The sequence below is a fragment of the Streptomyces sp. NPDC058534 genome, assembly GCF_042717365.1.
Classification (GTDB): domain Bacteria; phylum Actinomycetota; class Actinomycetes; order Streptomycetales; family Streptomycetaceae; genus Streptomyces.
The window spans coordinates 1-13,011 of the sequence record NZ_JBHXNW010000131.1; the positions used below are offsets into that span (position 1 = coordinate 1).

Genomic DNA, 13,011 nt, shown 5'->3' on the forward strand with positions numbered 1-13,011 from the left:
GAGGGGCACCCCGTGGGCGGTGCCCCTCGTCGCTCGCGTGCGTATGTGTGTGTCGTGGTTCAGCGGTGCCCCTGGTGGCGGTGGCGCAGCACGCCCGCCGTGGCCAGGGCGCACACGGCCGCGCCGGCGACCAGCAGCACCCGCGGATGCCCCAGCCCCGTCCGCACGGCGCCACGCGCCCGGTCCGGCACACGCTCCTCGGCCAAGTGACCGGCCCGGCCCGCCTTGTCGTGCACGGTGTGGCCCGCGTGCGCGGCGGAACTGCGCAGTTGCACGGTCATGGCGCCGGCCTTGTCCCGCAGGTCGGCGGCCCGGGCCTTGGCGCGGCCCTTCACGTCCGCCTTCCCCGCCAGTTCCTCCACGGTGTCACCGAGCCGGCTGCGGGTCTGTTCGATCTGCCTGCGCAGTTCGTCGGGGCCCTTGGCTCCGGTGGGCTGCGCGGTGGAACCGGTCCTCGGGCGGTCCCCGCTCGTCGCGTCGGTCATCGATGCGCCCTTTCCCTGATCTGGTCCACGTCGGCCCTGACGCTTCCGAGGGCCTCCTCGGGCTTGGGGGGTACGGCTCGACGGAGCTGGGCGCGACCGGTCGCGGCGAGGATGCCGGCGATCACGAAGAGCACCGCCGTCACGATGAGCGCCGCGGCCCACACGGGCAACACCAGCGAGAGCGCGGCGGTGGCCGTGCCGGCGAGGGCGAACAGGCCGACGTACGCGATGGCGCCCGCGGCACCGAGCATGCCGCCGCCGCGCCCCGCGCGCTTGCCCTTCTCCGCCAGCTCCAGCTTGGCGAGGGACACTTCCTGGCGCACGAGCCGGGAGAGCTGTTCAGTGGCCTGACCGACGAGGTCGCCCACGGAGTGGTGCTCGTCGTGCACCGGCCTGGTGTGCATGGTTCCGGTCACGGTGTACCGCCTCCTCTCGGTTGGAAGCACCCCGGGTACCCCACGCCGCCGGGCACTACCCCTGCGCTGGTCCCTGGCCGGGCGAAGCCCGATGTCTACAGCATCCCTTACAAATATCTCGTAGAAAAATTAAGTGGAGCTACAGCGTCGGCCTGCCGACACTACTCCCATGACGACAGACGACGACCGCCCCTCCCCTCCCCCCTTCGGCCGTGCGCTGTGCGCCATGGTCACGCCGTTCACCGACTCCGGAGCGCTGGATCTCGACGGCGCCCAGCGGCTCGCCGACCGGCTGGCGGCGGCGGGCTGTGACGGCCTGGTGCTGTCCGGCACCACGGGCGAGTCGCCGACCACCACGGACGCCGAGAAGTCGGAGCTGGTGACGGCGGTGCGGGAGGCGGTCGGGAATCGTGCGGCACTGGTCGCCGGGGTGGGCACCGCCGACACGCGGCACACCGTCGAGCTGGCCCTGGCCGCGGAGAAGGCCGGCGCGGACGGACTGCTGGTGGTCGCGCCGTACTACAGCCGGCCCCCGCAGGACGCCCTGGAGGCGCACTTCCGGGAGGTCGCGGACGCCTGCGGGCTGCCGCTCGCCCTCTACGACATCCCGGCCCGCACCGGCACCCGCATCGAGCCCGACACCCTCGTCCGCCTCGCCGACCACCCGCGGATCGTCGCCGTCAAGGACTGCTCCTACGACCTGCTGGGCACCCAGAAGGTCCTGTCCCGCACCGACCTGGCGTACTACGCCGGCTGCGACGAACAGATCCTCGCCCTGTACGCGATCGGCGCCGCCGGGTACGTCAGCACCGTCGCGAACGTCGTCCCGGAACTGTTCCGCACCCTCCTCGACGCCTTCGACGCGGGAGACACCGGACGGGCCGCACGCCTCCAGCGGCGGGCGCTCGCCCTGATCGAGCCGATGATGGCGGCGGGCCTGCCCGGCACGGTCACCACGAAGGCGCTGCTCGGCGCGCTGGGCCTGCCGTCCGGCCCGGTCCGCGCACCGCTGCGCGCCGCGGACCGGAAGGCGACCGGCGAACTGCTGGCGGCATACCGGGGACTGTCGTCCGAGGCGGGTCAGTCCCAGGCGTAGCCGTCGCCGAACAGCAGGGTGTGCTCCAGTACGTCCTCCGCGGGGTCGTCGATCTGCCCGACGTGGACGTTGAGGAGCCCGACCCGGGGGCCGTTGTGCGAACCGGTCGTCGTCTCGTCGGCGTGCGCGGCGCCCGCCGGGACCCAGCACACCAGCACGGCGGCCCCCGCCCCGGCCAGCCAACGCGCCATGATCCTCGCCCGTTCGTTCGTCATACCAAGCCCTCGTCTCGTCGGATCGGCGTCTGATCGGACTCTGCGTCCACCCGTTCATCCGCCAAGACCACCGGAAGGTCACGGGGGGTCATCCGTACGTGCGGGGGCGCGTCGGGTGACGACCGTGCGACCGCCGCCTACGGCACCAGCGCACGCGCCGCCACGAATGCCTCCGTGGGTTCGTAATAGGCGTTCCAGACCTCCACGGGGACCTTCCTGTACACGAGGAGGAACTGGGTCATCAGGTCCTCCATGGAGGTGGGGTGCGGTTCCTCCTCGTCGTCGATGAACCGTCTCAGAACGGACTCGATCAGGGATTCGCCCTGGTGCAGGGCGTCCCGTAGGTCACCGATGCGGGTCATGTACTGCGCGTTCAGGAAGTGCACCAGGTCCCTGCGGTCCACGGGAGGCACCGGGTCGGAGTCACCGAGCAGCGGCCACCCGATCCGTTGGGCGACCCGCCGCACCCGCGCCACCAGCGGGTCCTCGCGGATCCACGCCGTCACGGAGTCGACGTTGACTTCCAGGTCGTAGGTGCCGCTGCGCACTTCTCGGACGTAGTCGGCGGAGATCCGCTCCCCCTCCAGCCTGATCTTCGAGAACTCCTCGTCCGCCAACTCGAAGAGGGCACTGAGCCGGAACAGGCGCCGCCGCAACTCCCTGGGGCTGTCCTGGGACTTCTTGTAGTCCAGCTTGTGATTGACCGCGGCCCACGCGTGCTGGAGCGCCGTCCGCACCTGGATCTCGGCCTTGCGGCCGGCGAACTCCTGCCACTCGCGAAGTGAACTCCTCTTCTCCGCCAGCTCCAGAACCAGATGGAACGACGCGTACCCGAACTCGTTGTCCGCCAGCTCCGCCTGCTTGTCACCGCTGTGCTCCTCCAGCACGGAGAACTCCTGCCGGATGATGCTCGCGATTCTTTCGACGTCCTCCACGTAGTAGGCGATGATGCGGATCCCCGCCAGATCCGTCACCTCGGCCAGCGGATCCGTGTACTTCCCGCCCTTCCGCTGGATCTTCTCCGTGAAACTCGCGACGTCCTTCGCCCTGCCCTCCATCTGCACGTACTCGATGCCGTACGTCTCCAGCACCAGCGCGAGAAGATCCTGGAGCTTCTCGCAGTACCTCTCGTACGTGTTCCGCACCGCCGAGTAGGCGGCGGGCCAATCCGCCCCGGAACCCGTCTCCTCCTTCACGCACCCCTCCCCCATGTGACTGGACGTCACATCCTTCCAGAGGGCCCCAGGCACGGACGGCGCTTCGGCCCAGAAGCACGAGAGCGCCCTCCCGGACGGCCCGGAGACCGTCCGCGGGGGCGCTTCCCGGCGACCGGGTCGGATCAGTTGTGGCTGTGCAGGATCTCGTTCAGGCCGCCCCACACCGCGTTGTTCGGGCGGGCCTCGACCGTGCCCGTGACCGAGTTGCGGCGGAAGAGGATGTTGGAGGCGCCGGAGAGTTCGCGGGCCTTGACGACCTGGCCGTCGGGCAGCGTCACGCGGGTGCCGGCGGTGACGTAGAGGCCGGCCTCGACCACGCACTCGTCGCCGAGCGCGATGCCCACGCCCGCCTCGGCGCCGACCAGGCAGCGCTCGCCGATGACGATGCGCACGTTGCCGCCGCCGGAGAGGGTGCCCATGGTGGAGGCGCCGCCGCCGATGTCGGAACCGTCGCCGACGACGACGCCCGCGGAGATGCGGCCCTCGACCATCGAGGTGCCCAGCGTGCCGGCGTTGAAGTTGACGAAGCCCTCGTGCATGACGGTGGTGCCCTCGGAGAGGTGCGCGCCGAGGCGGACGCGGTCGGCGTCGGCGATGCGCACGCCCTTGGGGGCGACGTAGTCCGTCATGCGCGGGAACTTGTCGATCGAGGTCACCTGGAGGTGCAGGCCCTCGGCGCGGGCGCCCAGGCGGACCTTCTCGACGTCGTCGACGGCGACCGGGCCCAGCGAGGTCCAGGCGACGTTGGCGAGGTGGGCGAAGATGCCGTCCAGGCTCTGGCCGTGCGGCTTGACCAGGCGGTGGGAGAGCAGGTGCAGGCGCAGGTAGACGTCGTGCGTGTCGACCGGCTTCTCGTCCAGCGAGGAGATGACCGTGCGGACCGCGACCACCTCGACACCGCGGCGGGCGTCCAGACCGACAGCGGCGGTCGCGCCGCCGCCGAGAAGGCCGGCGGCCTGTTCGGCCGTGAGGCGCTGGGTGCCGGACGGGCCCGGCTCGGCGGACAGTTCGGGGGCCGGGAACCAGGTGTCGAGGACGGTGCCGTCGGCGGCGATGGTGGCAAGCCCGGCGGCCACGGCGCCGGTGGTGCGGGAAGCAGTCGTGTCGGTCATGAGGGCAACCTAACCGGCCGCCGCCCACCGATGCGAGCCGACCCCGCGGCCGTCTCGCCCCGCGGTCACGGGCCCGGTGGGATCACCCGCGCCAGGACCTCCCGCGTGTACTCCTCGTCGTACGGCGTGTCCGTCAGCAGCACCTGGAGGCAGACGCCGTCCATCAGCGCGACCAGGGCCCGCGCCGTGAGCGGGTCCGTGCGGTGGGAGAGCAGGCCGGCGACGCCCTCGGCCCACTCCGCCGCCACCGGACGCAGGGCGGGCCGGCGCAGGGCGGCCAGGTACAGCTCGTACTCCAGCTCCACGCCCGTGCGGTCGCCGGCCAGCCACTCGCCGAGCACGCGGGCCAGTTCGCCGGGCAGGTCGGCGTCGGGGTCGGACAGGCCCGGGTGCCCGGCCACGACCTTGGCGAAGCCCTCGTTGGCCTGGCGCAGGGCGGCGACCAGCAGCTCGTCCAGGGTCGCGAAGTGGTACGTCGTCGAACCCAGCGGCACGTCCGCCTCGGCGGCGGCCGTGCGGTGGCTGAGGCCGGCGATGCCCTTGCGGCCGACGACCCGGATCGCCGCGTCGATGAGGCGCTGGCGTCGCTCGGGGTCGTAGCGGCGGGACATCAGTGCGCGCCGCCCAGGTTGAGGACGACGACCCCGATGATGATCAGCGCGATCCCGGCGGCCTTGGTGAGCGTCATCCCCTCCCCCATGAACGCCACCCCGATCGTGGCGATGGCGGCCGTGCCCACGCCCGCCCAGATGGCGTAGGCGGTGCCGACGGACAGCACCTTCAGGGTCTGCGCGAGCAGCGCGAAGGAGAGCACGTACCCGAACGCCGTCAGCAGCGAGGGGACCAGCCTGCTGAAGCCCTCGCTGTACTTCATGGCGGTGGTTCCGGCGACCTCGGCGGCGATGGCTCCGGCCAGGAGCAGATATCCCATGTGTACGAGCGTACATAACGGAGGGCCGGATGACACGAGAACGGGGGGGGCCGGCGGGCGGGGGCCGCGGGTACTGCGCTAGGGCTTGGGCGGGACGATGAATCCCCGCGCCGGCCTCGGCTCCGGGTCGCGCGACTCCGGTTGCTGCGAGCGGTTCCACGCCGCCACCAGATCCGCGTAACGCGGGTCGGTCCATTCGGACATAGGGCCTCCCTTCACGGGCAGGCTACGCGAGGCCGGGCTTCGGTTTGGGCGTGATGACGATGGTGCAGTCCGGGGCGTGCTGGCACTTCGCCGCCACGGAGACGAGGGTCTCGTCGGACGGCGGCCCCCATAGCTCCGGGTCCGCCTCCCAGCCGAGGGCAGCGATGGTCTCGCGGGTGCGGTCCAGGATCCGGGGGCAGGAGCCGAACCTGGCGGTAGTCCCTGTACCAGCGGGTGACCACGCGCTCCATAGCCTCGGCCCGCATTACGACCCGCCGACCGGCAGCGAGCCCTGGTTCCTGCTGCCCGAGCAGGTGGCCCACTTCGCGCCGATCCCCGACCCCGAGTTCCAGTTCCGGGGCATGTCGTGGCTGACCCCGGTGCTGCCCCGGATCGGCGTTCGAACGCGTCGCCGCCATGCCGCGAGGCCAACGCCCCGCGCGGCCGGATCCCAGGGGCCGCTGCTCCCCGGGCTTCAGTGCAGGGTGGCCAGGAACTCTCCGCAGGCCCGGGCGCAGTCGCGGCACGCCTGCGCGCTCTCCTCGGCGCCCGGGTGCGCGTCGAAGACGTGCGCGCTCTCCAGACACACCTGCCGGCACCACTCCAGCTGGACGCGGATGGCGTCCTCGTCCACCTGGTTCTGTTCGGACAGCACGCGGCAGGTCGCGTCGCAGACCTCCGCGCACATGATGCCCCTGCGCCGTACGAGTTCCTGGTTCTCGGTTCCGTCCGGGTCCACGAGGCTCGCCCGCAGCGCGCAGGCCCTGGCGCACTCGGTGCACGCCTGTGCGCACGCGAAGCGGTCCTCCAGGAAGCGGAACAGTTCCTGCTGGGAAGTCGTTGTCGATGTCACACCGCGCGGGTTGCCGCTGCGGGCGGCGCCAAACCGGCGGGCCCGGTGTTTCCAAGGGCTCCGGCCTGTTTTCCGGGTGGGCCGCCGGGCACCCGTGGACTCTTGTGAAGCTGGTGACAGCGATGAAGTCGACCGCACACGGAGGTGCACGACATGCCGGGACGGCAGGAACTGCCGTCGACCCTGGAACGCTCCCCCCGGGAGGCCCAGCGCACCTGGATCAAGGCCCACGACTCGGCCGTGGAGGAGTACGGCGAGGGCGAGCGCGCCCACCGGGTGGCGTACGGGGCGCTGAAGCACAAGTACGAGAAGGTCGGCGACCACTGGGAGCGCAAGGAGGGCGGCCGCAAGGGTCCTTCCGACCCGCAGTCCGGGCGGCCGCAGCGGCGAGGGAGTCGACGAGAAGGCCTCCAAGGAGCACCTGTACGGCGTCGCGAAGCGGCTGGGCGTCGAGCGCCGGTCACGGATGTCGAAGGCGGATCTGCTCGCGGCGATCCGGAAGGCCAACCGCTCGCAGACGCGAGCGTCCCGGTCGGGCTGAGCAGGTTGGTCACGTGGACCGGGGGTACCCGCGCCCCATGACCAACGCATGGATGGACCTGGCCGTGAGCTCCAGCGGGATCGGCATCGGCATCGGTGCCGCGGCCGTCGTGGTGGTGGGCCTGCTGATCGGCGCGTTCGCCTTCGGTAGCCGGCAAAAGCGCAAGGAGTCGCCCCCGCCGCGTCCCGAGGAGCAGCCCCGTATGCCCGACGAGGGGCCCGTCCACGAGACTCGGGAGCGCCGGGAGCCCGACGAGATGCCCAGGAGCGACGACCGGGCGCTGCCGCACGAGCTCGGGCACCAGGGCAGCCGCACCGCCGCGGATCAGGAGCGGCCCCGCTGGGACGAGGGCAGCAGCGGTTCGTTCGGCAGCGGCGGACCGGGCGGACGCTGACCCCGAGGATGTCGTGCAGAGGGAAGTGGGAACCATGGCCGACCCCGCTCGCGACACCCTGGCGCTGCCGGACTACGACCACCTGCCCATCGGCGGGCTGGAGAGCCGGATCCGGTCCCTGGGCGCGGAGGATGTGGAGGAACTGCTGGCGTACGAGAGGTCGCACGCCGACCGCCTCCCCGCCACGGAGCTGCTGGCGGCCCGGCTGGAACAGTTGAAGTCCGGTGCCGAGCCGTCCTCGGGCGACCCGGACGCCGTACGCCCGGAGCAGGGGCAGGGCCGCACGGGCTCCCCCGTGTCGCCCGCGACCTCTCCGGAGCCGTTCTCCCCGCCGCCGCACGGCACTCCGGACCAGCCGGGCAAGCCGAAGGGGGACCGTAGGTAGTCTCCGCCCGGTACGGGCGTAGTTTCCGGCGCGGGCGGCGGGGAATCCATGCGCGGTGCTGTTGAAGAGGAGAAGGGCCCGCGCCGGCGCGCGGGCCCGCTACGCGGCCGAACACACCGTCAACTGGGCCGACGGGCGCTTCCCCGTCTCCGAGGGCGGTGGGCTGCTGCGCAAGGCCTTCCCGGAGCACTGGTCTTTCCTCCTGGGCGAGATCGCCCTCTACAGCCTCGTCGTGCTACTGCTGACCGGGGTGTGGCTGACCCTGTTCTTCGAGCCGTCGATGGCGGAGGTCGTCTACGACGGGTCGTACGAGCCACTGCTCGGGCTGAGCATGTCGGAGGCGTACCGCTCGACGGTGGACATCAGTTTCGACGTGCGCGGCGGGCTGCTGATCCGGCAGATGCACCACTGGGCGGCCCTGGTGTTCCTGTCGGCCATCGGAGTGCATCTGCTGCGGATCTTCTTCACCGGGGCGTTCCGCCGGCCACGTGAGGTGAACTGGCTGATCGGCGTGACGCTGTTCCTGCTGGCGCTCGTCGAGGGCTTCGCCGGCTACTCGCTCCCCGACGATCTGCTGTCCGGGACGGGGCTGCGCATCGCGCAGGGCATCATGCTGTCCATCCCGTTGGTCGGGACGTACCTCAGCATGTTCGTGTTCGGTGGCGAGTATCCCGGCGACGACGTGATCCCGCGGTTGTACTCGCTGCACATCCTGCTGCTCCCTGGGCTGCTGCTGGCGCTGGTCACGCTCCATCTGATCCTGGTCTTCTATCTGAAGCACACCCAGTGGGCGGGACGCGGCCGCACCAACCGCAACGCGGTGGGCAAGCCGATGTTCCCGCAGTTCATGACGAACTCGACGGGCTTGTTCTTCATGGTCTTCGGTGTCCTGACGGTGCTCGCGGGGGCGGCGCAGATCAACCCGATCTGGGCGTACGGACCCTACCGGCCCGACCTCGTCTCCTTCGGCTCGCAACCGGACTGGTACGTCGGCTTCCTGGAGGGGTCGCTGCGGCTGGTGCCGCCGTTCGAGACAGAGGTGGCGGGGCACACCGTCATGTGGAACGTGCTGGTGCCCGCGGTCGTGCTGCCGGGCGCCCTGTTCGCGGTGCTGTACGCGTACCCGTTCTTCGAGCGCTGGGTGACGGGCGACCACGCGGAGCACCATCTGTGCGAACGGCCCCGGGACAAGCCCGTGCGGACCGGGCTGGGCGTCGCCGCGATCTGTTTCTACGCGGTTCTCCTGCTGGCGGGCGGCAACGACATCCTCGCCTACGTCTTCGACGTCTCGCTGAACCTGCTGACCTGGGTGTTCCGGATCTCCCTGGTGCTGCTGCCGCCGATCGCCTTCATGGCGACCAAACGTGTCTGCCTGGCGCTGCAGGAGAGGGAGCGGGAGCGGCTTTCCGAGGGCGGGGAGACGGGCGATCTGGTGCAGACCCTGGCGGGCGGCTACGTCGAGAGCCACGCGCCCCTCGACGCCGAGGAGCGGTACGTGCTGCGGTCGCGGAAGGAGCCCGAGCCGCTCGCGCCGACGGCGCCCGACGAGGACGCATCGCAGGTGGGGCGGCTGCGGGCGACGCTCAGCGAGTGGTACTACGGCGACCGGGTCGACGTCGAGGAGACGGAGTCCGAGCCGGAATCGTCCTCCGGCGAGCTGGAGCGCTGAGCGTCCCGGTCGGCGTACTGGAAGACGAGGCCGAAGACGGCGAGGGCGACCACGCCGAAGCCGATCAGCGCGAGCCACAGACCGTAGACGATGCCGAGCGCGAGGACGACGGCGCCGAGCGCGGCCGTGATGGGCCAGGGGCTGTGCGGCGGGAAGAAGTCCAGCGGGCCCGCGGTGTCCAGGACCTCGGCGTCGCCCCGGTCCTGCGCCCGCAGGCCGCGCTTGCGGTACTGCACGTGCAGGAAGAACGCGACGAGCGAGGCCATCAGGAAGGCGATGGTCAGTGCGGCGGTGCCGGCCGGCTCGTGGGAGAACCAGCCGTAGGTGGCCGCGGTGACGGCGAAGAAGGCCGCCACGCCGGTGAACAGACGGGCTTCGGTCCTCAACTCTGCCTCCTCTGCTCGTGCCTCTGGTCGTGTCGGCCGATGTCCGGGTGGTGCAGGTCGAACGCCGGTGACTCGGAGCGGACCCGGGGCAGCGACGTGAAGTTGTGCCGCGGGGGCGGGCAGCTGGTGGCCCATTCGAGGGAACGTCCGTAGCCCCAGGGGTCGTCGTGCTCCACCTTCGTGCCGTACTGGCGGGTGCGCCACACGTTGTAGAGGAAGGGCAGCGTGGAGAGGCCGAGCAGGAAGGCGCCGATGGAGCTGATGGTGTTCAGCGTGGTGAAGCCGTCCGCGGCCAGGTAGTCGGCGTAGCGGCGCGGCATGCCCTGCTGGCCGAGCCAGTGCTGGACGAGGAAGGTGGTCTGGAAGCCGACGAAGAGCGTCCAGAAGTGGATCTTCCCGAGGCGTTCGTCGAGCAGTCTGCCGGTGAACTTCGGCCACCAGAAGTAGAAACCGGCGAACATCGCGAAGACGACGGTGCCGAAGAGCACGTAGTGCAGGTGGGCGACGATGAAGTACGAGTCCGTCAGGTGGAAGTCCAGGGGTGGGGAGGCGATGAGGACGCCGCTCATGCCGCCGAGCAGGAATGTCATCAGGAACCCGAACGACCACAGCATGGGTGTCTCGAAGGACAGCGAGCCGTGGATCATCGTGCCGATCCAGTTGAAGAACTTCACTCCCGTCGGCACCGCGATGAGGAACGACATCAGGGAGAAGAACGGCAGCAGCACCGCGCCGGTGGCGAACATGTGGTGGGCCCACACCACGGCGGACAGCATGGTGATCGCGATGGTGGCGCCGACCAGACTGACGTAGCCGAAGATCGGCTTGCGGCTGAACACCGGGATGATCTCGGAGACGATGCCGAAGAACGGCAGCGCGACGATGTACACCTCGGGATGGCCGAAGAACCAGAACAGGTGCTGCCACAGCAGCGCCCCGCCGTTCGCCGCGTCGAAGATGTGCGCGCCGAACTTCCGGTCGGCCTCCAGTGCGAGCAGCGCGGCGGTGAGGACGGGGAAGGCGGGCAGCACCAGGATCGATGTGAAGAGCACGTTCCAGGTGAAGATCGGCATGCGGAACATGGTCATGCCGGGAGCGCGCAGACACAGGATGGTGGTGATGAAGTTGACCGCGCCGAGCGTGGTGGACACACCGGTCACCACCAGACCCATGGTCCACAGATCGCCGCCCGTGCCGGGGCTGAACACCGCGTTGTTCAGCGGCGCGTACGCGAACCAGCCGAAAGCGGCCGCTCCCCCGGGTGTCAGGAAGCCGGCCACCACCATCAGGCCGCCGAACAGGTACAGCCAGTAGGAGAGCGCGTTGAGCCGGGGGAACGCCACGTCCGGGGCGCCGATATGCAACGGCATGATCGCGTTGGCGAACCCGGCGAACAGCGGGGTCGCGAACAGCAGCATCATGATCGTGCCGTGGACGGTGAACAGCTGGTTGTACTGGTGATTGGTGACCAGCTGGAGTCCCGGGCGGGCCAGTTCACTGCGCATCAGCAGGGCGAGGAGGCCGCCGAAGAGGAAGAAGCCGAAGGACGTCGTCATATAGAGATTGCCGATCACCTTGTGATCGGTCGTCGTCGCCCACCGGGCCAGCGCCCGCCCGAGCGTGCGGTTCGTCCGCTGCCGCGCCGGTGCCCGGCGCGGCGGCTCGGTCCTCCTGTCCACCGCCATGCGGCGGAGGGTACCCAGGCGCTGTGGGCTCAGCCGTACGGCCACGCCGGGGCCGGCGTCAGGCGCCCGGCCCCTCCCTCGTACGGAAGACGTCCTCGGTGTGTTCGCCCAGCTCAGGCGGTGCGAGCCGGTAGCTCGCCGGGGTGCTGCCGAGACGGATCGGATGGGCCACCTGGCGGGTACCGCCGACGTCCACCACGGCCTCGACGCCCAGCCGTTCGGCGTAGGCGAAGGCCTGGTCGAGGGCGTTGACCGGACCGGCCGGCACGCCGGCCGCGGGCAGCACGTCGGCCCAGTGGTCGGCGGTGCGGGTGCGCAGCCGGTCCTGGAGCAGCGGGCGGAGTTCACTCCGGTGGGCCACGCGGTCCGGGTTGCTGCGGAACCGCGCGTCGTCGGCGAGCCCGGGTGCGCCGAGCAGCGCGGCCAGCGCGGCGAACTGCCGGTCGTTGCCGACCGCGAGGGCGATCGGCCGGTCCGCCGTGGAGAAGGTCTCGTACGGGGCGATGCTCGGGTGGCCGTTGCCGAGCCGGCCCGGGACAACCCCCGCCGAGACGTACCCGGAGGCCTGGTTCGCCATCGCCGACAGCAGCGAGCCGAGCAGGCTGACCTCGACGAGCTGGCCCTGGCCGGTGCGCTCCCGGTGGCGCAGGGCGGCGAGGATGCCGACGGTGGCGTGCAGTCCGGTGATGACGTCGACGAGGGCCACGCCCGTCTTGGTCGGTTCCCCGTCCGGTTCCGGTTGCCCGGTGACGCTCATCAGCCCGCCGACGGCCTGCACCAGCAGGTCGTAGCCGGGCATTCCGGCGCCCGCTCCGGTGCCGAAGCCGGTGACGGAGCAGTAGACGAGCCGCGGGTCGGCGGCGAGGAGTTCCTCGTGGCCGAGGCCGAGCTTCTCCATGGTGCCGGGGCGGAAGTTCTCCACCACGACGTCCGAGCCGGCGATCAGCGTGCGGGCCCGGTCCCGTCCCTCGTCGGTGGTGAGGTCGAGGGTGACGGACCGCTTGTTGCGGTTCACGCCCAGGAAGTACGTGGAGGTGCCGGAGGCGTCGGCGGGCGGACGCCAGGCCCGGGTGTCGTCGCCGGTGCCGGGCCGCTCCACCTTGACGACCTCGGCGCCCAGGTCGGCGAGGAGCATCGTGGCGTATGGTCCGGCCAGCACGCGGGAGAAGTCGGCGATGCGCACCCCCTGAAGGGCTCCCGTGTCGTGCGGGTCGGGCGTGCCGCCGTGGTCGGCGGGCGTGGTGTTCCTGGGCATGGCGCGGCTCCTCGTCGGGTCCGGTCCGTGGTGACCGGTCTCCTGATCGGCATGCGCGCTCGCCGGTCTCCTCACACGTGAGCTGCGCCACGTGCACGCGGGCCCGGACCGGACGGCGCCGGGTCCGGGCCGCGTGCGGGGGCGGGGTGGGCGCGTGGTCGGGTACG

At 71.0% G+C, this 13,011-nt stretch carries 16 protein-coding genes and 1 pseudogene; 5 read left to right on the top strand and 12 right to left on the bottom strand.

Features of this window, described 5'->3' with window-relative positions; translation table 11 throughout:
- Positions 1 to 59: 59 nt before the first annotated feature.
- Both ACFWR9_RS41100 and ACFWR9_RS41105 read right to left on the bottom strand, forming a co-directional pair.
- Complete coding sequence (locus ACFWR9_RS41100) at positions 60 to 485, bottom strand: DUF3618 domain-containing protein (protein ID WP_383852344.1); 426 nt, start codon at positions 483 to 485, stop codon at positions 60 to 62.
- Positions 482 to 901, bottom strand: coding sequence for a phage holin family protein (locus tag ACFWR9_RS41105; RefSeq protein ID WP_383852347.1), 420 nt, complete (start codon positions 899 to 901; stop codon positions 482 to 484). Before ACFWR9_RS41105 ends, ACFWR9_RS41100 begins: the two co-directional genes overlap by 4 nt.
- Positions 902 to 1,070: 169 nt before the next feature.
- On the opposite strand from ACFWR9_RS41105, the gene dapA reads away from it, so the two are divergent.
- Positions 1,071 to 1,997, top strand: coding sequence for a 4-hydroxy-tetrahydrodipicolinate synthase (dapA, locus tag ACFWR9_RS41110; protein ID WP_383852350.1), 927 nt, complete (start codon positions 1,071 to 1,073; stop codon positions 1,995 to 1,997).
- Here dapA and ACFWR9_RS41115 read toward each other — a convergent pair.
- The 7 genes from ACFWR9_RS41115 to ACFWR9_RS41145 all read right to left on the bottom strand — a co-directional run bounded on the left by ACFWR9_RS41115 (position 1,982) and on the right by ACFWR9_RS41145 (position 6,529).
- Positions 1,982 to 2,212 carry a hypothetical protein gene (locus tag ACFWR9_RS41115; protein WP_383852353.1) on the bottom strand — a complete coding sequence of 77 codons (231 nt, stop codon included), beginning with the start codon at positions 2,210 to 2,212 and terminating at the stop codon, positions 1,982 to 1,984. The genes dapA and ACFWR9_RS41115 overlap by 16 nt on opposite strands.
- Before the next feature lie 137 nt (positions 2,213 to 2,349).
- Complete coding sequence (locus tag ACFWR9_RS41120) at positions 2,350 to 3,408, bottom strand: GTP pyrophosphokinase family protein (RefSeq protein ID WP_383852356.1); 1,059 nt, start codon at positions 3,406 to 3,408, stop codon at positions 2,350 to 2,352.
- Between the two features lie 143 nt (positions 3,409 to 3,551).
- Positions 3,552 to 4,541 carry a 2,3,4,5-tetrahydropyridine-2,6-dicarboxylate N-succinyltransferase gene (gene dapD / locus ACFWR9_RS41125; protein WP_383852359.1) on the bottom strand — a complete coding sequence of 330 codons (990 nt, stop codon included), beginning with the start codon at positions 4,539 to 4,541 and terminating at the stop codon, positions 3,552 to 3,554.
- Between the two features lie 65 nt (positions 4,542 to 4,606).
- On the bottom strand, positions 4,607 to 5,152 hold the full coding sequence (locus ACFWR9_RS41130; protein WP_383852362.1) for a TetR/AcrR family transcriptional regulator: 546 nt from the start codon (positions 5,150 to 5,152) through the stop codon (positions 4,607 to 4,609).
- The gene (locus ACFWR9_RS41135; protein ID WP_383852364.1) at positions 5,152 to 5,472 is read right to left on the bottom strand and encodes a DMT family transporter; all 321 of its coding nucleotides are present in this window, start codon (positions 5,470 to 5,472) and stop codon (positions 5,152 to 5,154) included. Before ACFWR9_RS41135 ends, ACFWR9_RS41130 begins: the two co-directional genes overlap by 1 nt.
- A gap of 78 nt (positions 5,473 to 5,550) precedes the next feature.
- On the bottom strand, positions 5,551 to 5,676 hold the full coding sequence (locus tag ACFWR9_RS41140; protein WP_383852367.1) for a hypothetical protein: 126 nt from the start codon (positions 5,674 to 5,676) through the stop codon (positions 5,551 to 5,553).
- 475 nt (positions 5,677 to 6,151) lie between these two features.
- Positions 6,152 to 6,529, bottom strand: coding sequence for a four-helix bundle copper-binding protein (locus tag ACFWR9_RS41145; RefSeq protein WP_234959252.1), 378 nt, complete (start codon positions 6,527 to 6,529; stop codon positions 6,152 to 6,154).
- A 153-nt stretch (positions 6,530 to 6,682) separates the two neighbouring features.
- Between ACFWR9_RS41145 and ACFWR9_RS41150 the strand changes: the two are divergent.
- The 4 genes and pseudogenes from ACFWR9_RS41150 (at position 6,683) to ACFWR9_RS41165 (ending at position 9,518) form a co-directional block, all read left to right on the top strand.
- Positions 6,683 to 7,070: pseudogene (locus ACFWR9_RS41150) on the top strand (ChaB family protein).
- Positions 7,071 to 7,107: 37 nt separating this feature from the next.
- Positions 7,108 to 7,464, top strand: a complete 357-nt coding sequence (locus ACFWR9_RS41155) for a DUF6479 family protein (protein ID WP_383852370.1) — start codon at positions 7,108 to 7,110, stop codon at positions 7,462 to 7,464.
- 34 nt (positions 7,465 to 7,498) lie between these two features.
- Positions 7,499 to 7,849 carry a hypothetical protein gene (locus ACFWR9_RS41160; RefSeq protein ID WP_383852373.1) on the top strand — a complete coding sequence of 117 codons (351 nt, stop codon included), beginning with the start codon at positions 7,499 to 7,501 and terminating at the stop codon, positions 7,847 to 7,849.
- 55 nt (positions 7,850 to 7,904) lie between these two features.
- Complete coding sequence (locus ACFWR9_RS41165; RefSeq protein ID WP_383852375.1) at positions 7,905 to 9,518, top strand: cytochrome bc complex cytochrome b subunit; 1,614 nt, start codon at positions 7,905 to 7,907, stop codon at positions 9,516 to 9,518.
- On the opposite strand, the gene ACFWR9_RS41170 is transcribed toward ACFWR9_RS41165, so the two are convergent.
- From ACFWR9_RS41170 to ACFWR9_RS41180, 3 genes are read right to left on the bottom strand one after another with little or no spacing between them, the layout of a single operon-like run.
- The gene (locus ACFWR9_RS41170; RefSeq protein ID WP_383852377.1) at positions 9,446 to 9,904 is read right to left on the bottom strand and encodes a cytochrome c oxidase subunit 4; all 459 of its coding nucleotides are present in this window, start codon (positions 9,902 to 9,904) and stop codon (positions 9,446 to 9,448) included. The two genes, ACFWR9_RS41165 and ACFWR9_RS41170, sit on opposite strands and share 73 nt — an antisense overlap.
- On the bottom strand, positions 9,901 to 11,634 hold the full coding sequence (ctaD, locus tag ACFWR9_RS41175) for a cytochrome c oxidase subunit I (protein ID WP_383852380.1): 1,734 nt from the start codon (positions 11,632 to 11,634) through the stop codon (positions 9,901 to 9,903). The genes ACFWR9_RS41170 and ctaD overlap by 4 nt, the downstream gene beginning before the upstream one ends.
- Positions 11,635 to 11,647: 13 nt before the next feature.
- Complete coding sequence (locus ACFWR9_RS41180) at positions 11,648 to 12,844, bottom strand: CaiB/BaiF CoA transferase family protein (protein WP_383852383.1); 1,197 nt, start codon at positions 12,842 to 12,844, stop codon at positions 11,648 to 11,650.
- Positions 12,845 to 13,011 lie beyond the last annotated feature (167 nt).